This window comes from Bradyrhizobium commune (genome assembly GCF_015624505.1).
Lineage (GTDB): Bacteria > Pseudomonadota > Alphaproteobacteria > Rhizobiales > Xanthobacteraceae > Bradyrhizobium > Bradyrhizobium commune.
Genome location: NZ_CP061379.1, coordinates 3456292 through 3475415, shown reverse-complemented (window position 1 = coordinate 3475415; position 19124 = coordinate 3456292). Strand labels below are relative to the sequence as shown.

At 64.1% G+C, this 19124-nt stretch carries 17 protein-coding genes; 10 read left to right on the top strand and 7 right to left on the bottom strand.

What is annotated here, in order from left to right; translation table 11 throughout:
* Positions 1-87 precede the first annotated feature (87 nt).
* Positions 88-309 carry a DUF2842 domain-containing protein gene (locus IC761_RS16320; protein ID WP_195804206.1) on the top strand — a complete coding sequence of 74 codons (222 nt, stop codon included), beginning with the start codon at positions 88-90 and terminating at the stop codon, positions 307-309.
* Between the two features lie 3 nt (positions 310-312).
* Here the strand turns inward: IC761_RS16320 and IC761_RS16315 are convergent, their stop codons facing one another.
* On the bottom strand, positions 313-1356 hold the full coding sequence (locus tag IC761_RS16315; protein WP_195804205.1) for a polysaccharide deacetylase family protein: 1044 nt from the start codon (positions 1354-1356) through the stop codon (positions 313-315).
* Positions 1357-1487: 131 nt separating this feature from the next.
* Between IC761_RS16315 and IC761_RS16310 the strand changes: the two genes are divergently transcribed.
* Positions 1488-2669: a GNAT family N-acetyltransferase gene (locus IC761_RS16310; RefSeq protein ID WP_195804204.1), complete on the top strand. Its 1182-nt coding sequence runs from the start codon at positions 1488-1490 to the stop codon at positions 2667-2669.
* 198 nt (positions 2670-2867) lie between these two features.
* Here the strand turns inward: IC761_RS16310 and IC761_RS16305 are convergent, their stop codons facing one another.
* The gene (locus tag IC761_RS16305) at positions 2868-5099 is read right to left on the bottom strand and encodes a GumC family protein (protein WP_195804203.1); all 2232 of its coding nucleotides are present in this window, start codon (positions 5097-5099) and stop codon (positions 2868-2870) included.
* A 200-nt stretch (positions 5100-5299) separates the two neighbouring features.
* Here IC761_RS16305 and IC761_RS16300 point away from each other — a divergent pair, with 200 nt between their 5' ends.
* The 3 genes from IC761_RS16300 to IC761_RS16290 all read left to right on the top strand — a co-directional run bounded on the left by IC761_RS16300 (position 5300) and on the right by IC761_RS16290 (position 9429).
* Positions 5300-6433 carry a glycosyltransferase family 4 protein gene (locus IC761_RS16300; RefSeq protein ID WP_195804202.1) on the top strand — a complete coding sequence of 378 codons (1134 nt, stop codon included), beginning with the start codon at positions 5300-5302 and terminating at the stop codon, positions 6431-6433.
* A 119-nt stretch (positions 6434-6552) separates the two neighbouring features.
* Complete coding sequence (locus IC761_RS16295) at positions 6553-8100, top strand: undecaprenyl-phosphate glucose phosphotransferase (RefSeq protein ID WP_195804201.1); 1548 nt, start codon at positions 6553-6555, stop codon at positions 8098-8100.
* 72 nt (positions 8101-8172) lie between these two features.
* Positions 8173-9429 carry an O-antigen ligase family protein gene (locus IC761_RS16290; protein WP_195804200.1) on the top strand — a complete coding sequence of 419 codons (1257 nt, stop codon included), beginning with the start codon at positions 8173-8175 and terminating at the stop codon, positions 9427-9429.
* Here IC761_RS16290 and IC761_RS16285 read toward each other — a convergent pair.
* Positions 9398-9874, bottom strand: coding sequence for a MarR family transcriptional regulator (locus tag IC761_RS16285; RefSeq protein ID WP_195804675.1), 477 nt, complete (start codon positions 9872-9874; stop codon positions 9398-9400). The genes IC761_RS16290 and IC761_RS16285 overlap by 32 nt on opposite strands.
* A 147-nt stretch (positions 9875-10021) precedes the next feature.
* Here IC761_RS16285 and IC761_RS16280 point away from each other — a divergent pair, with 147 nt between their 5' ends.
* Positions 10022-11218 (top strand): FAD-dependent monooxygenase, encoded by a 1197-nt coding sequence (locus tag IC761_RS16280; protein ID WP_195804199.1) that lies wholly within the window; start codon positions 10022-10024, stop codon positions 11216-11218.
* A gap of 112 nt (positions 11219-11330) precedes the next feature.
* Here IC761_RS16280 and IC761_RS16275 read toward each other — a convergent pair whose 3' ends face one another.
* The 3 genes from IC761_RS16275 to IC761_RS16265 form a co-directional block, all read right to left on the bottom strand.
* On the bottom strand, positions 11331-12509 hold the full coding sequence (locus IC761_RS16275; protein WP_195804198.1) for a saccharopine dehydrogenase family protein: 1179 nt from the start codon (positions 12507-12509) through the stop codon (positions 11331-11333).
* Between the two features lie 9 nt (positions 12510-12518).
* A complete protein-coding gene (locus IC761_RS16270) occupies positions 12519-13301 on the bottom strand; it encodes a DUF169 domain-containing protein (RefSeq protein ID WP_195804197.1) in 783 nt (260 codons plus the stop codon).
* A gap of 157 nt (positions 13302-13458) precedes the next feature.
* A complete protein-coding gene (locus IC761_RS16265) occupies positions 13459-14262 on the bottom strand; it encodes a YdcF family protein (RefSeq protein ID WP_246791568.1) in 804 nt (267 codons plus the stop codon).
* Positions 14263-14404: 142 nt separating this feature from the next.
* On the opposite strand from IC761_RS16265, the gene IC761_RS16260 reads away from it, so the two are divergent.
* The 3 genes from IC761_RS16260 to IC761_RS16250 all read left to right on the top strand — a co-directional run bounded on the left by IC761_RS16260 (position 14405) and on the right by IC761_RS16250 (position 16312).
* Positions 14405-15346, top strand: coding sequence for an acetamidase/formamidase family protein (locus IC761_RS16260; RefSeq protein WP_195804195.1), 942 nt, complete (start codon positions 14405-14407; stop codon positions 15344-15346).
* 201 nt (positions 15347-15547) lie between these two features.
* Positions 15548-15745, top strand: a complete 198-nt coding sequence (locus IC761_RS16255; RefSeq protein ID WP_007603456.1) for a hypothetical protein — start codon at positions 15548-15550, stop codon at positions 15743-15745.
* Between the two features lie 72 nt (positions 15746-15817).
* The gene (locus IC761_RS16250; protein ID WP_195804194.1) at positions 15818-16312 is read left to right on the top strand and encodes a GcrA family cell cycle regulator; all 495 of its coding nucleotides are present in this window, start codon (positions 15818-15820) and stop codon (positions 16310-16312) included.
* A 280-nt stretch (positions 16313-16592) separates the two neighbouring features.
* Here the strand turns inward: IC761_RS16250 and IC761_RS16245 are convergent, their stop codons facing one another.
* On the bottom strand, positions 16593-18149 hold the full coding sequence (locus IC761_RS16245) for a porin (protein ID WP_195804193.1): 1557 nt from the start codon (positions 18147-18149) through the stop codon (positions 16593-16595).
* A 406-nt stretch (positions 18150-18555) separates the two neighbouring features.
* Here IC761_RS16245 and IC761_RS16240 point away from each other — a divergent pair, with 406 nt between their 5' ends.
* Positions 18556-19062, top strand: a complete 507-nt coding sequence (locus IC761_RS16240; protein WP_195804192.1) for a MarR family winged helix-turn-helix transcriptional regulator — start codon at positions 18556-18558, stop codon at positions 19060-19062.
* The last annotated feature ends 62 nt before the right edge of the window (positions 19063-19124 follow it).

Genomic DNA, 19124 nt, shown 5'->3' with positions numbered 1-19124 from the left:
AACCAAAGAGGCTTGAACAGGACTGCGTGCCCCTTATAGTCCCCCGCTCCCGCAGCGCAAGTTATGCAAAAGCCGCAACAAACCGCTATGACAATCCGCACCCGAAAGTTCCTCGGCGCCATTCTGCTCCTGGTGCTGGCCACGGTCTGGGCCCTGCTCGGCATGGCGGCCGCGCAGATGCCCTGGATCGCCGAGTCCGGCTGGCGACAGGCGATCTATTACGTCGCGGTCGGAATGGGCTGGGTCCTGCCGGCGATGCCGATCGTGAGCTGGATGCAGCGGTCCGATCGGGCCAAATCCAGCTCGTAGAGCCTAGCTCGTAGCGCTACCTGTCGGTTTCACCGGCGCAAAGGCAATTCCCGACACCAGCACGCGCATCATCCGGAGCGAGCGCATGCGGCCGTCCCAGGGAATGCGCGGCAGCGCGTGCAGATTGGTGCGCCCCTCCGCATCGACGATCCCGGGAATGGTCGACACCGCGCTGCCGAAGCCTGCCTCCTCGGCCATGACGACGTGACTGCGCCGAAACGAGGCGCGATCGCCAACCGGGAACGCCAGATGCCGGATCTCGCGACGGAAGGCCGCTTCAGCCACTGCCTTGCCCATGGTCATCTCGCGCAGCGCGGCTGTATCCTTCATGTTGGCAAGAACGGGATAGTTCACGGTTGCGCTGCCGATCGTGACGAGCGGATCGTCCGCCAGCCTCGCCAGATCCTGCCAATCCATCGACGCCTCGCGCGACAGCGCGGCGAGGTCGATGCGATAGCGCGTGCAGAGATCGGCGATCGCAGCGGACAAATCCGCCGGCGACAGCGAGCGCAACCAGCCTTCGACGAACGAGAACAGCGCCTGCTTCTCCGCATTGCCGATGACGGTGAAGCGCTGCTCCTTCTCACCCATCATCAGGCTGATCCGACTCTCGCGCGCGATGACCTGTTCGAGCCCGAGCCACCAGGCCTCGCCGACGCCGTCCGGAAAGGCGGTGGGAACGTAGACGGTAAAGGGCACGGCGTGGCGCGCCAGCACTGGATAGGCGTAGCTGATGAGATCCTTGTTGGCCCCGTCGAAGGTGAGTGCCACGAAGCGCCGCTTCTCGGGCAATGTCACCGCGCGCCGGCAGACCTCGTCCATGCCGAGGAAGTCATACTTCCAGCGCTTCAGCGCGCGAATGGCACGATCGAGGAATTGCGGCGAGATCTCGCTGTCGCGCAACGGCTGGAATGCTCCGCTCCGCCGCGGTCGCACCCGTGCGAAGCGCAGAATGGCACCGGCACCGCGGCTGCGCAGCAGCGGCTGGCCGGTGAACCAGGCCAGCTCGAGCCGCAACCGCTCCAGCCATCTGTCATCGGATGCCAAATATCCCACCCTTGCGTTCGCCGGCGGCCTGTTCCTTCTCCCATAGTCATTACCCTTTGTTGACATTTCTTTGCAAAGCTCGGCCTCAGGCCGAAATACGCATATTTTCGATTTCTCGACAGGTTCCGCGAATGACCATGGCTGCGGCGATGCAAAGCCGGACGGCAGAAGCGCCAGCGCGGTCGAAAGCGAGCCGCATCGCGCATGTCGACATCGTTTCCGATCTCGACGCCGCCGAGCCGGTCTGGCGCGCCTTCGAAGACCCCGGTCACCTCTCCACGCCCTATCAACAATTCGACCTGCTCGGTCCGTGGCAACGCCTGGTCGGGGCCGGCGAAGGCGCCCGGCCCTTCATTGTTATCGCCCGTGATGCGGAGCAAAGACCGCTCGCGCTGCTACCGCTCGCGCTGCGCCAGAGCCACGGCGTGCGCACGGGCTGCTTCATGGGCGGCAAGCATACGACCTTCAACATGGGACTGTGGAACGCCGAGTTCGCGGCCCAGGCCATTTCGGCCGATCTCGATGTACTCCTTGCGCCGCTGCGCGCGCATATCGACGTGCTGGCGCTCACGCAGCAGCCATTGCATTGGCATGAGCAACAGAACCCGTTCGCACTGTTGCCGCGGCAGAGCGCGATCAACGGCTGCCCTCTGCTGGTGATGGAGCCCGGCGGCTCGCCCGAGTCGCGCATCAGCAATTCCTTCCGCCGCCGCCTCAAAAGCAAGGAGAAGAAGCTCCAGGCGCTCGCCGGCTATCGTTATCACCTTGCCACCACGGACGCGGACGTCACCCGCCTGCTCGACTGGTTCTTCCGCATCAAGCCGGTGAGAATGGCGGAGCAGAAACTGCCGAACGTCTTCGCGGAGCCGGGTGTCGAGCAGTTCGTCCGCAGTGCCTGCCTTGCGCCGCGCGGCGAAGGCCGCGTCATCGACATCCACGCGCTCGAATGCGACGATGAAATCATCGCAATCTTCGCTGGCGTCGCCGACGGCCAGCGCTTCTCGATGATGTTCAACACCTACACCCTGTCGGAGCAGGCCCGCCACAGCCCCGGCCTGATCCTGATGCGCAACATCATCGACCGCTATGCCGAGTGCGGCTACCGGTCACTCGACCTCGGCATCGGCTCGGACGACTACAAGCGGATGTTCTGCAAGGGTGACGAAGACATCTTCGACAGCTTCGTCCCGCTGACCTCGCGCGGCAAGCTCGCCGCGATGGCGATGTCATCGGTCAACCGCGGCAAGCGATTGATAAAGCAGAACCAGATGCTGTTCGACCTGGCGCAGAGGCTGCGCCGGGCATTCGGCTAGACGTCCCGAGCTTTCCAATATCCATCCGCGATCCCTTCCCTTCTCCCCTTGTGGGAGAAGGTGGCGCGAAGCGCCGGATGAGGGGTTGCATCAACGAGTCGAACTCAGAGAGGCTCACATGCGGAGAGAGACCCCTCACCCGTCTCGTCGCTAGCGCGACGAGCCACCCTCTCCCACAAGGGGAGAGGGAAAGCGAGATCACGCCGCCACGACGCGCGGGGTGGGCTCGCCGGCATCCGACGGCTGCACCGGCCTGCTCAGCATCGTCACCTCGCTGAAACCAACGGCCTTGAGCTGCTCGCACATCAGCGTGCGCGCGTCCGGCGCCATCGACGCATCGGGCACCACGACGGCGCGGGCACCGGACGTCAGGAGTTCAGCGGGCAAGTCTGAGGCGCTGCCGGCGTCGATCAGCACGTGGTCATAGGCACGCAGCAAGGCGTCAATCGCAAGGGTCACCCGCGGCGACTGCAGCAGGCTGCGGTCGAAGCCGGGACGGCCGGCCATCACCAGATGCAGCCGCGAGAGCTTGTCCCGGGTGATGATCTGCGCGAACGACGCCTCGCCCTGCATCAACTCGGCAAGACCGGGCGACGTGGCATCGACGGAGACAGCGGCAATCGCCGGCGACGATGCCGCGAGATCAACCACGACGACCCGCGCATCGCGGGCTAGATGCCTGGCGAGCGTGAGCGCTGACAGCGTGATGGCGTCGCCCGATGCGGTGCCGAGCACCGTGACTTTCTTCGCGGCCGAACCCGCAGCCTTCAGACTTTCGGCCAGCTGCCCGATCTCGGCGAATTCGCTGACATCGGCATTGGCCGTCATGTCCGGCTGGAGCGGCACCGGCTCGATCTCGACCGCATCGGCGACCGGCTCTTCGACCGCCGGCTTTTGGCGAACCACCGCCGGCGTGAGCGTGGCAACGGCGCGTGGCGCGGTCTGACGCAGGAGTTCGCCGGTAACCACCAGACCGGACGAGAGCAGCAGCGTCGCCAGCGTCGCGATCAGCACGATCGGCAGCTTCTTCGGGTAGGCTGGCGTGTTGGAGACGATGGCGCGCGAGATGATGCGGCCTTCCGTCGGCGCGGTATCGATGGTCTCGCGGGTGTTGGCCTCGCGATATTTGGCGAGATAGGTTTCGAGCAGGTCGCGCTGCGCCTTGGCTTCGCGATCGAGCGCACGCAGCTGGACATCCTGGCCATTGGTCGAGGTCGCCTGCTTCTTCAGCTGCTCGAGGCTCGCGGTCAGCCCATCGACCCGGCCGGCGGCGATCCGCGCATCGCTTTCGAGCGAGCGCGAGATCTTGGCCGCCTCGTCGCGAATTTGACCATCGAGGTCACCGAGCTGCGCCTTCAATTCCTTGATCCGCGGATGGTTGCCGAGCAGCGTGGATGATTGTTCTGCGAGCTGTGCACGCAGCGTCACCCGCTGCTCGGACAGGCGCCGCATCAGTTCGGAGTTCACGACCTCGGACGCCTCGATCGGCTTGCCGCTCTGGAGCATCTCGCGGATCAGCCGCGCCCTGGATTCAGCGTCCGCCTTCATCGAGCGGGCGTTGTTGAGCTGGGTGTTGACCTCGCCCATCTGCTGGTTCGACAGCGTGGTGTTGTTGGTGCCGACGAACAGCGACGATTTGGAACGGAAATCCTCGACCTTGGCTTCGGCGTCAGAGACCTTCTTGCGCAGGTTCTCGATTTCGCCCGAGAGCCACTGGCTCGCGCTGCGGGCCTGGTCCTGACGGGCATTCTGCTGGAGCACGAGGTAGCCGTCGGCGATCGAGTTGGCGACGCGCGCGGCGAGGTCCGGATCGGCGGACTGGAATTCGACCACGATGACGCGCGACTTGTCGACGGCGTAGGCTTGGAGACGATCGTAATAAGCGTCGAGCACGCGCTCTTCCGGCGTCATCGAGAACGGATCGCGGCCGATGCCGACCAGCGCCGCAAGCGACTTCAGCGGCGAGATGCCTTGCAGCACCGGATCGAATTCGGGACGCTCCGCAAGCTTGTTCTTCTTGATGATCTCGCGCGCGAGATCGCGCGACAGCACGAGCTGGACCTGGCTGGTCACAGCCTCGGGGTCGAGCGCCTGACGTTCCTCGGTGCTGCGGTCGCTGCTCGGCCGCAGGAATACGTTCTCGCGGCCGTCGATCAGGATGCGCGACTCGGATTTGTAGCGCGGCGTGATGAGATTGACGACAGCGACGGACGCGACGAGGGCCAGCACCGTCGGCACGATAATCCAGCTGCGCTTGCGTGCCAGCGCGCCGCCGAGCGCGTGCAGATCGATGTCACCGGATTCGACCGACGCCTGTTTGGCGGCAGCGGCCGCAGGCCTTGCTTCAGCCTTCGGCTCGATCTTCGGCTTCGAAACAGCCCGCTCGACCACCGCGCTGTTCTTACCGGCACGCCAGAACGCCAAACGCATCGCAAACTCCCGCGGGGCAACGCCACAACGACTCTACCTCAACCGCGGCGATTACACTCCATTATGGTTGCCGCTGGGTTAACCGCCGGCCGCAGGCGGCGCGCATGGCGTCGTCACCGTTTGTTAACCACGAGGGTCCTTAATCCGTTTCGAAATTTCGAAGAATGTTCGGCATTCGCCGTCGAGCGCTGGTTTTGATCATGCCCCCGTCTCCCGACCAGCCGCTTCGCATCCTGCACGCCGTGCGTGCGCCCGTCGGCGGCATCTTCCGGCACATCCTTGATCTCGCCAACGGCCAGGCCGATCGCGGCCATCATGTCGGCATTCTCGCCGACAGCCTCACCGGTGGCGAGCGCGCCGAGAAGGCGCTTGCAGAGCTTGCGCCGCGCCTGAAGCTCGGCGTGCACCGGCTCGCGATCCGCCGCGAGCCGTCGCCGGACGATTTTCTGGTGTGGCTTCGAATGCGCCGACTGATCGGCAAGCTCAAACCCGACGTCATGCACGGCCACGGCGCCAAGGCCGGTGCCTTCGTCCGCATGCGACGCCGCTCCGACGACACCATCCGCATCTACACGCCGCATGGCGGCTCGCTGCATTATCCGCTGCACACTTTCAAGGGCGAGTTCTACGCGCGGCTCGAACGCACGCTGATGGACGCGACCGACCTGTTCCTGTTCGAAAGCGCCTTTGCCCGCGACACCTATCAGCGCATCGTCGGCACGCCCAAGGGTGTGGTGCATTGCGTCTTCAACGGCGTCACGCCCGAGGAATTCGAGCCGGTCGTCACCGCCGAGGATGCCACCGATCTCGCTTATGTCGGCGAGTTCAGGCACATCAAGGGTGCCGATCTCCTGGTCGATGCGGTGGCGCGGCTGCATGCAAATGGCAGAAAAGTGACGCTGACGCTCGGCGGCGACGGCGAAGAGACCGCGACGCTGAAGGCGCAGGTCGAGAAGCTCGGCCTTGGCGGCGCGATCCGCTTCATCGGCCACGTCAAGGCGCGCCATGGCTTTTCCAAGGGGCGGCTGCTGGTCGTGCCCTCGCGCGGCGATTCCATGCCCTATGTGGTGATCGAGGCCGGCGCGGCCGGCATTCCCATGATCGCGGCCCGCGTCGGCGGCATCCCCGAGATTTTCGGCGCCGAGAGCCCGGCCCTGTTCGCGGCGAGCAATGCTGACGCCATGGCCGAGGCCATCGCTTCCGCGCTCGACAATCCGCAAGGGACCGCGCAGCGGGCGTCATCGCTGCGTCAGCGGATCTCGTCGCATTTCTCGCAGCAGGCGATGGTCGACGGCGTGCTCGCGGGTTACCGCGATGCATTCGCAAATCATTAACCATCCTTTGGGCCGCTTTAGAGAATCTTCCGATTTGTCCGATAATCGACGTGCCAGGGGATGCTCGCCCGGGGCACAGAGCCGTGGCCCGCGGGTATTTGGAATGGACGTGGAAGCCCGTGGAACCGCTCAACGCACGCTCGATGCTCGATGCCGCGGCCAACGCTGCGGCGAAGCCTGCTGAACCGGCTTTTGTCGAACGCCGTCGCCGGCTCACGCCGGCTGCGCTCGAAGTCGTCAACCAGAAAGTCGCCCGCGCCTATTCTCCGATCGTGATCGCCGGCGCCGTGCGCGCCACCGACTTCGCGCTGCTGAGCCTCGTCGGCATCGTTCTCTATGTCGGCTACGTCATGCCGCTCTCCGGCTTCAGCTGGGTTTATCCTGCGGAAATCATCGCGGTTGCGATCGCCGCCGTGGTCTGCTTCCAGGCCGCCGACATCTACCAGGTGCAACTGTTCCGCGGTCAGCTCCGGCAGATGACGCGGATGATCTCGTCCTGGTCGTTCGTCTTCCTGTTGTTCATCGGCGTCTCCTTCTTCGCCAAGTTCGGCACCGAAATGTCGCGGCTCTGGCTTGCCGCCTTCTTCTTCCTCGGCCTCGCCGCGCTGATCGCCGAACGGCTGGTGCTGCGCTCACTGGTGCGCAACTGGGCACGGCAGGGCCGGCTCGACCGCCGCACCATCATCGTCGGCTCCGATCGTAACGGCGAGGAACTGGTCGAGGCGCTGAAGCAGCAGGAGGATTCCGACATCCACGTGCTCGGCGTGTTCGACGACCGCAACGACAGCCGCGCGCTCGACACCTGCGCCGGCGCGCGCAAGCTCGGCAAGGTCGATGACATCGTCGAATTCGCCCGCCGCACCCGCGTCGATCTCGTGCTGTTCGCGCTGCCGATCTCGGCGGAGACGCGGATCCTGGAAATGCTGAAGAAGCTCTGGGTGCTGCCGGTCGACATCCGCCTGTCCGCCCACACCAACAAGCTGCGCTTCCGTCCCCGCTCCTATTCTTATCTCGGCGAGGTGCCGACGCTCGACGTGTTCGAAGCACCGATCACCGACTGGGATCTGGTGATGAAATGGCTGTTCGACCGTATCGTCGGCAGCCTCGCGCTGCTCGCCGCACTCCCGGTGATGGCGCTGGTGGCATTGGCGGTCAAGCTCGACAGTCCTGGCCCCGTATTGTTCCGGCAGAAGCGTTTCGGCTTCAACAATGAGCGCATCGACGTCTACAAATTCCGCTCGATGTATCACCATCAGGCTGATCCGACCGCGTCGAAGGTCGTGACCAAGAACGATCCGCGCGTCACCCGCGTCGGCCGCTTCATTCGCAAAACCAGCCTCGACGAGCTGCCGCAGCTGTTCAACGTGGTCTTCTCCGGCAATCTCTCTCTGGTCGGCCCGCGTCCGCATGCGGTGCAGGGCAAGCTCCAGAGCCGGCTGTTCGACGAGGCCGTCGACGGCTATTTCGCCCGCCACCGCGTCAAGCCCGGCATCACCGGCTGGGCCCAGATCAACGGCTGGCGCGGCGAGATCGACAATGAAGAGAAGATCCAGAAGCGCGTCGAGTTCGATCTCTATTACATCGAGAACTGGTCGGTGCTGTTCGACCTCTACATTCTCCTGAAGACGCCGACCGCGCTGCTGACCAAGAACGAGAACGCGTATTGAGTTTCCGTCATGCCCCGGTCAAGCCGGGCGATGACGGCGAGTTTTGTGGCGTACCAGTAGCGTGAGCGCGTGATGGCGTATGCGGCGACAGCCGGTGGAGTGAACATAGCCGCACCGGCTGCGCCGGGCGTGCTGGCGCTCCAGCGCGCGCTGGTGTGGCTGGTCGGCGCCTCCGGAGCGATCGTCTTCATCGAGCCGAGCCCCTACGAGATCGTGACACTGCTCGCGACCGTCACCTTCTTCGCCACCGGCCTGCGGCTCAGGCTCGTGTTGATGCCGCTGGTGCTGCTGCTGGTGCTGCTCAATGTCGGCTACACGATCAGCGCGATTCCGCTGTTCGAGCAGTCCGAGGTGGTGAGCTGGATCGCGACCTCCTGGTACATGGCAGTGACCGTGGTGTTCTTCGCGATGGTCACCTCCGAGGATACGGCGGCGCGGCTCGACATGCTGCGCCGAGGCCTCGTGGTCGGCGCAATGATCGCCTCGCTCGCGGCCATCGCCGGCTATTTCAACCTGGTTCCCGGAGGCCACGACCTCTTTACGCTCTACGAGCGCGCGCGCGGCACGTTCAAGGATCCGAACGTGCTCGGCGCCTTCCTGATCCTGCCGGCGCTGTTCGCGCTCCAGAGCGTGGTCTCCGACAAGCTCGCCAAGGCCTCCCGCAACGTCATCGCCTTCGGCATCATGTCGCTGGCGATCCTGCTCGCCTTCTCCCGCGCCGCCTGGGGCGGATTGGTCCTCACATCGGCATTCATGCTGCTGCTGATGGTCTTGACCAGCCGCACCAACGCGCAGCGCTCGCGCATCATCATCATGGCGATCGTCGCGATGGTGCTGGGGCTGGCGCTGATCGCGGTGCTGCTGTCGTTCGATAGCATCGCTGAAATGTTCAAGCAGCGCGCAAGTTTCGACCAGAGCTATGACGAAGGCCGCTTCGGCCGGTTCGGCCGGCATATCCTCGGTGCGGAGATGGCGCTCGACCTGCCGTTCGGCATCGGCCCGCTGCAATTCCATCGCTTCTTCCCCGAAGACACCCACAATTCGTATCTGAACGCCTTCATGTCCGGCGGCTGGATGTCCGGCGTGTGCTATCCCGCGCTGGTCTTCACCACCGTGGTCATGGGCTTCCGCCACATCTTCGTCCGCGTACCCTGGCAGCGTGCTTATCTCGCCGTGTTCTCGGCCTTCGTCGGCACCGTCGGCGAGAGCTTTGTGATCGACACCGACCACTGGCGGCATTTCTGGATGATGCTGGGCGCGATGTGGGGCATGATCGCGGCCGCGCAGGCCTACAGGGCTAGGGCTGGCGAGGACGCTTCTTCAGCTTGAGATCGGGCCGTTTCTCCGGCGGCGTGTCGAGCAGGCCCTTCAGCGCCGCGGTCGCCGCAAGCACGCCCTTGTAGCCCTCATTGGCAAAGCGCAGCAGCAGGCGCAGCTCTTCATCCGTGTACGTGCTGAAGACCTTCTCCATCGCCTGCTGCATCGGCACGTAGAGCTGGCCGATCTTCATCGCCGTCTCCGGCACGACTGCGATGTATACCTTGCGCCGATCGGTCTCGTCCCGCTCGCGGCGGACCAGGCCCGCTTTCTCGAGCCGGTCCACCACGCCGGTGATGGCCCCGGTCGTGAGCCCCGTGACCTCGGCGAGCCGGCCCGCCGTCACCCGCCCCTCGAGATAGAGAATGTCCATGCATTCGAGGTCGGAATTGGCAATTCCGGCAACATTCGCAACGGTCTGGCCATAAAGCACGCCCTGCGCGGACGACCGCCGCATCGCCTCCTCGAGCTCTCCCAACAACGCCGTGCGCGCCTTTGCCCTTGACAAGGCCGACCTCATCTCTTACCGAATATATATCTTAGTCACTAAGAGATTTAGCGACCGTAATTTCTCCTAGCACCACGGAAACCTCGGGAGCAAGCCATGTCCACCCGTCCGCGCAAGGCCCTGATCATCGGCGCCGGCATCGCCGGGCCCGTTGCCGCAATCCTGCTGCGCCGTGCCGGCATCGAATCCGCGATCTACGAAGCCTGGCCCTATTCCAAGGGCATCGGCGGCGGTCTCCAGATCGCGCCGAACGGCATGCAGGTCATGGACGAGATCGGCTTAGCCGACGAGCTGATCAGCCGCGGCTCGATTGCGGAATCCTTCGACTTCTATTCGCAAGGCGGCGAGCGGCTCGGATCGATCAACCGCGACATGGCGCGGCGCTTCGGCCAGCCCGCGGTCAATGTCTGCCGTGCCACACTGAACGAGATGCTGATCGACAAGGCGTGGTGCTCCTGCGTCTCGCTCTATTTCGAGAGGCGGCTGATCAAGATCGAGGATCGCGGCGACCAGCCGATCATCGCCTATTTCGCCGACGGCACCACCGCGGAGGGCGACTTCCTGATCGGCGCCGACGGCGTGCATTCGATCGCGCGGCGCCAGGTGGTGCCTGACGGGCCAAAGCCCTTCGACACCGGCCTGATCGGGTTCGGCGGCTTCGTGCCGCATGCCGTGCTCGCCGGCCGGGCGAACGACCGCCATGTCGAGACCACGTTCGGCCAGAGCGGCTTCTTCGGCTACGGCTATTGCAGCCCGGATCCGAAGGACGGCGTGATGTGGTGGAGCACGCAGCCTGCGCACGGCATGGATGCCGCGATGTTCCGCGCGCTCGACGCGGCGGCGCTGAAGCAGCATCTGCGCGGCTTCCATCGTGGCTGGCGCGATCCGATTCCTGCCATCATCGAGGCGGCCGAGAACATCGTCGTCACCGACACGCTTGACGTCGCGACCTTGCCGACATGGTCGCGCAAGCGCTCGCTGCTGATCGGCGACGCCGCGCACGCAACGAGCCCGCATGCCGGCCAGGGCGCCTCGCTCGCGCTGGAAGATGCGATGCGGCTGGCGCGGCTGATGCAGGACGGCCAGGAGCTCGGCGCCACCTTCCAGGCCTTCGAGGCCGAGCGCCGCCCGCGCGCCGAGAAGATCGTGGCGATGGCCCGCCGCAACGGCAACAACAAGCGCGAGTTCAGCGCGACCGGAGCCTGGTTGCGCAATCAGATGCTGAAATGGCTGCTGCCGCTGGGCTCGAAGAGCATGGAGTTCATGTACGCGTATGACGCGCGGGCGGCTTAGGCGCGCGCTGCCGTCGGGTGGGCAAAGGCGCGAAGCGCCGTGCCCACCATCTCTCCACCATTGCGATAGGATTGGTGGGCACGCTTCGCTTTGCCCACTCTACGATACCGAGCTAGCTCTCTACAGCGAACGTCAGCCCGGCATGCTCGACCAGCCGCTTGATCAGCTTGTGCTGCATCGCCGCGCCCGGCGTCCAGATTCCGCCGGGGACGTCGTCTGCGTCACGCAACAGGCAGATCGCGCATTCCGAGATCATCTTCGAGGTCGAGCCGTAGCCGGGATCGCGGTCGCCGGTGACGCCGGCACGGACCTGGCGGCCGTCGGGCGCGATCGCGACATAAAGCAGATTGAAGAGGCCTTTCTCCTGCTCTTCCTTTGACGGCCCCTCACCCGGCTTTGGCGCATTCGGGCCGGTCTTCTCGGCGTTGACGGCCATCACCCGCTTCGCATTGGCCTCGCCCTTGTCGCCGGGGCCGGTCAAAACCATCTCGTCGTAGACGAACTCGCGGCCGTAGGGAAAGCCCATCAGCATGTTGGAGCGATGGACGTTGCGCGTGTTGATCAGCGCCATCATGAACGGCGCGGCCCAGGATTGCAGGTCCTCCTCATAGGCCGCCCTGTTGCCCTTCGGCTGCTTCGGCCCGGCGAACCCCGGCGTCAGCGCAAAATGGTCGTTGAGAATGGCGACAAGGCTCAGATCCTTGGCGACCGCGTCGAAGGTCGCTTTTGCACTTGCTGCGGTTCCGCCTGACAGCGTCCCGCGCATGTCGCGCACGCGCCCCTTCACGCGCGGGGCCGGTACACCAAACACCCGCTTGGCCTCTTCCTGCACGAAGAACGTACCGAGCTCGAACGGCACGGAATCATAGCCGCACGAAAACATGATGCGCGCGCCGCTCGCCTTGGCAGCTGCCTCGTGCTTGTCGATCATCTGTCGCATCCAGACCGGCTCGCCACAGAGGTCAAGATAATCCGCGCCGCCGGCAACGCAGGCCTCGAGCAGCGCCTCGCCGTAGAATTGATACGGCCCGACCGTCGTGATCACCGACCTGGTCTGCGCCACCATCGCCTTCAGCGACGCCGCATCGGAGGCATCCGCCACGATCAGCGGCGTATCGGCGGGCGCGCCGATCGCGTCGCGCACGGATTTCAGCTTGTCGAGGCTGCGGCCGGCCATCGCCCATTTGAGCTGCTTGTCGTTCTTGTAATGGGCCGCCAGATATTCGGCGACGAGCTGACCGGTGAAACCGGTCGCGCCATAGACGACGATGTCGAATTTCGCAGAGCTCATGACTGGCCTTTACTTTTTCGCGTAACTCACGCCCATGCCGGCACGGACGTCGCTTTGAATGCCGTAGGGCGGGATCGGATAGCGCAGGCCGTTCTTGGCCAGCGCCTTCATGCCCTCAATCGCCTTGGCGAGATGCTGCGGCTTCAAGGCCATCAGCATCTCTTCGTCCGGCACGCCGCCATAGCGCCGTTCGGCATAGCATGGCAAGGACAGGCTGGGTTCGCCGGTTTTCAGCGCCCTGCCCCAGGAATCCGCGCACGCGGTTTCGCCGACCACGCCCCATTCGAACTTCTTGTAGCCGGTATATTGCAGCCCGTTGATCAGGATGATCATCTGCCCGGGCGTTGCATAGACCAGGCAGATGTCGGGCGGATCGAGCCGGCCGCTGGCCAGCGGGCTCACCGCGAGCGCCTGATACCGGCCGAACGGCACCACGTCCAGCGCCTCCTGCCGCTTGCGCGCGTCCTCGGCCGTGCCGTGCCACACCCCGACATAGTTTTCGCCGGCGAGCCATTTGTCGTCCTGGGGCGCAAGGCCGATCACCGCGCGACACTGCGCGCCGACGAGATCGTCGCCGGTGATGCCGACGGTCCAGCCGAGCCGCGCGGCCATGCTGACGATCTGGTCGGTGGTGTGGATCGCATTCGGCCGCCGGATCTTCGGGATCGCCTCCATGTCGGCAACGAGCGCGAACAGCTTCATGCCGATCACATTCGTTTTCAGCCGCAACAGGCTGTTGAGATCGGCCACCAGGCCGGCAAGATCGATCGTCTCCGCACTCTGCTGCTGCATGGCGTCCTCCGGGCCGGCGATCACGCGCCGGTCATCTTGATGTTATCGTCGTTTCTAGAGCCATTTCCGTTCCGATGGAATCGGAACGGAGGCTCTCGATTCTTGTTTTGACGCGATTTCTTTACGCGAACCGGGATCCACTTCGCTCGAAAACGCTCTAGTCCTTCACCGGGCCTGGAAGCAAATCGTCACTCCGCCCCATCAGGCGGTAGGCCACAAGGCCGATCCATTCGCGCACAGCCACATCGGTGCGGATGAGCCCGGACGCGCCGTTATTGGAGAAGGAGAACAGCTCGTCGCGGCCACCCATCCGCCAGTCGACGGGATAGGCCTCGACCTCGAATCCGGCCTTGCGAAAGATTCCCATCGAGCGCGGCATGTGGAAGGCCGACGTGACCAGGAGCCAGCGCTGGCCCGGTTTCGGCGCCACCAGCTGCTTTGTGAACATCGCGTTTTCATAGGTGTTGCGCGACTCGCGTTCCAGGATGAGACGCTCCTTCGCGATGCCGGAGTTTTCCAGGATCGGCGCGGAGTAATCGGCCTCCCTCCCGCTGGTGGGCAGCAAATTCGCAGTGCCGCCGGTGAACACGATGCGCGCATTGGGATAGCGGCGCGCGAGCTCGGCCGGCACGATCAGGCGATCGGCCGCGTTTGCGACGACAGGCGTGTGATGCGCGGCCGAGAGATCGACATCGACGGACCCGCCCAGCACGATGATGCCGTCGGGCGCGCCGCGCGACGGGTCCCACGGCGGAAACCGCGACTCCAGGGGATAGAGCAGAAAATTGCCGAGCGGCGAAAACGCGGTCAGCGCCCAAAGCACCAGCGTGGTCACGGCAAGCTTGCGCCCGAACGAGGCAAAGCGCGTCGCCATCAAGATCAGCGACGCGATTCCGAGCTCAACCAGCAAATTGATCGGCAGCAACGCGACGCCCAGCGTCTTGGACAGAAAAAAGAACAGGGGAGCCTCGCTGGAATGAACGCGCCGGTCACGGACGGGCTTGACCCGCCCGCCCATCTTCAGAAATCTTCTTGGAAGAGGATCGATCGCCGGGTCAAGCCCGGCTGCACCGCCTTTCGATGAAAACGACCGGACACCGCAAATGACCCATCACCACCTGAATGCGAGCCCCGCGACCTGCCACTGGGGTTTTTTCGAGGCCAAGCTCAAACCGGTCCTGACGATCAAGAGCGGCGACGAGGTCACCATCGACACCATCAGCGGCGGACCGGAGGTGGTGCCGGACCGCAACCAGTTCCACGTGCCGCCCGAGCTGTTCGAGGTGCATGCGAAATCCGAACGGATGGTGCCCGGCCACATCCTCACCGGCCCGGTCGCGGTCGACGGCGCCGAACCCGGCGACGTGCTCGAGGTCGAGATCCTCGACGTTCAGCTCCGGCAGGATTGGGGCTACAATCTGATCCGGCCGCTGTCCGGCACCCTGCCCGACGATTTCCACGAGACGCGCATCCTCAACATCCCGCTGGACCGAACGCGAATGGTCGGCCGGCTGCCTTGGGGCCTCGACCTCCCCTTGAAGCCGTTTTTCGGCGTGATGGGCGTGGCGCCGCCGCCGGCCTGGGGCCGCATCACCTCGCTCATTCCACGCGCCATGGGCGGCAATCTCGACAACAAGGAGCTCGGCGCGGGCGCGACGCTGTATCTGCCGGTGTTCGTGCCGGGCGCGCTGTTCTCCTGCGGCGACGGCCACGGCGTGCAGGGCGACGGCGAGGTCTGCGTCACCGCGATCGAGACCGCGCTCCAGGGCCGCTTCCGCCTCACGCTGCGCAAGGACCTGCGGTTCGACTATCCCCGCGCGGAGACGGCCTCGCACTACCTGACCATGGCGATGGATCCCGACCTCGACCAGTGCGTGGTGCGAGCCCTGCGCGACATGATCACGCTGCTCGGCGAGAAGCGCAATCTGTCGCGCGAGGACGCCTACACGCTGTGCAGCCTGGCCGCCGATCTGCGGGTGACCCAGACCGTCAACGGCTCCAAGGGCATCCATTGCATGATCGAGAAGGCGATCGTGCACGGCTGAGCCTGCCGCACCTCTCTTTGCCCCGTTTGGCATGACGCCGCCGCCGGTCGCTCGCGCGGCGCGCCCCGTCGCGCCGATTTCCAACGCGATTCCAACGGGCTGCCCCTCCGGTTCAGTCCGGATTTGACTTCTGCCCTCAAACCTAAATAGAGTCTTAATCGTTACTTTTATGTATCCGAGTAAGAGGCTAGCGTTCGGGCCATGGCCACCGAAAAAGCCGAGACTGACCGCATTCCCGTAACCTTGGCGCTCTCGACCATCACCTACCTGGAAAAACTGGTGAGACAGGGCACCCACGGCACCAGCGTTCCCGGCGTCGCACGAACATTGATCGAGGAAGGCATCCGTCTCGCCATCAAGGACGGACTTTTGTCGATTCGCGACAATGGAAGGACGTGAGGACGCGCCGGACGTGAGGCGGACCGATCTCAGAGGCGGCTGGCCGTCATCTGCAAACCTGGGACCGTTACAATGCCTGTTTTTTCACCGACTTCTTCACCAACCTGGACTGACGAACGAATTGAACGTCTGAAGCGGCACTTCGAGGCCGGCCTGTCTTGCCGCGAGATCGCGGCCGATATCGGCGTCAGCCGCAACGCCGTGATCGGCAAGCTGTCCCGGCTCAATCTGACCCGCGGCCGCTCGGTCGACGAGCGCAAGCTTCAGGACAACAGAAGCTTCGCGCCGCCCCGCGCGCCGAAGACAGTGCCGCGGCTGCAATACGAAATGCTCGCCACGATCTACGGCGAAACCGCTGCACCGGTGGTCACGGGCCCGATCGACGACACCAATCGCTGCTCGCTGCTCGAGCTCAGCGAAAATCGCTGCCGCTGGCCGATCTCGACGCCGGGGGCCGACGATTTCTGCTTCTGCGGCAATGCCTCACATGACGGGCAGCCTTATTGCGCCGGCCACAGCCGCCTCGCCTACCGACCGAACTCCCGCGTGCGCATCGCACGCGGCTGACGCTCCAGCGTCGTCCCAAAATGAAAAACCTCCGGCGGGGCATCACCGGAGGTTTCTGGAGGCTTAGCGTGAAGCTAAGAGCCGTAACTTTCGAAATCGGCTAACAGCTATATAGCTTAGTAACTCAGGTAAGTAAATAAATTTGGCGACGATCGAATCGCATAGCTCGTCTTCGCCATTTGCGTAGGAAGATTCGGATTTTCGAGACACGCGCCTTTTGCAAAAAAGCCCCGGCGGTCACCCGCCGGGGCTTTCGTCAGATCGTCAGGTGACCCGAAGCTTACCAGTTGCGCTGGGCGCGCAGCAGCAGGCTGTAGGTGTCCTGGTCCTTCAGCTCGTAGGTCGCCGCAGGCTTGGCAACCGACGTGAGCGCCGCCGTCGTGATCGTGCCCGAGTACTTCTGGTCGAGGTGGCTGTAGACGAAGTCAGCCGAGAAGGTCAGGTTCTTCACGGGCGTCCAGCGGGTGATGACGCCGACCTGGCCGATGTTGAAGTCCGGGTTGCAGGTGCCGGTCAGGGTCGCGAACGCGGCGCTGCCGCAGATCAGGCCCTTGGCCGTGCCGCTGTAGTTGACAGCCGCCCAGGCACCGTAGAGCGCCGTGTTCCAGTACGGATTCCAGTTGTGGGTGTAGGCACCACGGAAGCCGTAGGTCTTGGTCAGCTCGAGGCCGCCGCCCGGAGCGAACACCGCATCAGACACGCCGGCGAAGCCGATGCTGCCATAGGCGGCGTTGGAGCTGCCGAACATCGAGTAGCTGGTCGCGGCCAGCTCCTGGAAGTTGTAGCGGCTCGCACCGTCGGTGTAGACGCCCGACACGTTGATCACGTCACCCGCGCCGGTCGGGATGTTCTTGATCGATAGTGCCAGCTGGACCGCCCAGCCCCACTTGTCTTCGGGATGACCGGTCACTTCGGTCGCGCCGTAGTAGCCGACATGATTGTCGTGCGCGGCCACCGACGCCTGGAACAGGCCCCAGGCCTGATCGACGCGAACCGCACCGACGAGGTCCGGAGACCTGCTGCCGCCGAGATCGTTCGAGCCGTAAGCACCGCCGAGCACGCCCGCGGTGCTCATGCCGGCGACGTTCCAGATGTTGGTCTGGAAGACCTGCGTCTGGTCCTGCGCCGACACCGTCGCCGTCACGCCCTGGCCGAAATCGGCCGTATAGGTGACCTGCGCAACACCGTTGGTGGTGCCGCTGCCGCCGACCAGCTGGTCGAAGTTGTTGCCGGGATAGTTGATCCAGGGCGCGTCGAACTGCGACACGGCCTTACCCAAGGTGAAGCCGGCGAACTGGATGAAGGCGTAGTAGACGCCGAGCGCACCGCCGGAGATCGCGCCGTCGGTGCCGTTGACGGCACCGCCGCTCGAACCGACCAGGCCCGTACCGGCCGCGTTGAGACCGAGCGTGCCGCTGTACTGGGTCGAGCCCGTGCCCGAGCCGGTGCCGACATAGTTGCCGGTCGTCCAGGTGAACACCGCATCGAAATAGGTGCGGACCACGCCGTATTCGGTCGCGGTGCGCGTGTCGATGTTGAGATCTTCACGAGCGCGCGCCGAGTAGTAGTTCGTCAGGCGGTTGTTCGCCGCGAAGACGTTGTTGTACGAGGCGCTGTAGTTGCCGCCGGCGTTCAGCGCGACTTCCGCACGCAGATAGCCGCCGAGCTTGATGCAGGTATCGCTGCCCGGGATGTAGTAGAAGCCTGCGCCGTAGAGCGTGCAGATCTTCACGTATTCGACCGCCTTGGCCTTGACCGGAAGATCAGCCGCCTGAGCTCCACCGACGGCGATCAGACCCGCCGCAGTGCCGAGCAAAAGGCTCTTCACCACTTTCATTTAAAACCTCCAAGTTGCTCATTTTACGGAGATCGGACCGTGAGGCCCCCCAGATCCCCATCTCTTCAAATCCGCTCGGCCGCTTCGCGCTTTCGGACACACCCGCTTAAGACGCGAGGGACGTGAGCGAACCACCTGCAACGGGACGATCGAGTACCCCCCACCGTCACGGTCAATATGCATGCGCCGTTCTGGTAATCAAAATAGTTTATTAGATCAGCTTTGTTATTTCACTAAATCTGTGTCCGCGCAGCAACACCCCGGACCGGCCAAAAGGCTGATCTGATCATATTTGTAATTTCCGTGACAAAATTACCCTGCCCTGCACTTGCGTCAGGGCAGACTTGCGTGGACTATGCCGTCCGCGAACACCGGCCAGGATGAATCAGCCCACGGGAGTGACGCTGTGTCAGCGACGAGGAAGGAAGGGGCGCGCCTCCGCCCCATCGGCAATCTCGATATCATCAGGCGCTTCACCTGGGAGATATCCTCGATCAACATGCATCTGGAGGAGCTTCGTCAGTTCTGGGCCAGGACGCTCGGCATCAGCGGCCCGCAATGGCTGATCCTGATGGCCATCTCCGATCTCGACAAGGATGACGGCGTTCCCGTCAACGTGGTCTCCAAGCTGCTTCATGTCGATCCGTCCTTCGTCACCACCCAGTCCAAGATTCTCGAGAAGAAAGGCCTGTTGCGTCGGCGGCCGTCGCCGACCGATGCAAGGGTGGTCCGGCTGTCGCTGGTCGACAAGACGCAGAAGCACATCGCGAGCCTCAACGAGCAGTACAAGACGATTCGCGAATTCGTCTTCCAGGAGTTCGACGAGAACGAGCTGACCGAGTTCACCGCCAAGCTCGCGACGCTGAAGACCCGCCTCGAAAAGGCGTGCGTCAGGTTGTCTCTCGACCTCTAGAGCATGATCCGGAAAAGTGCACAGCCGTTTTCCGGAAAGATCATACTCAAATAATAATCTAA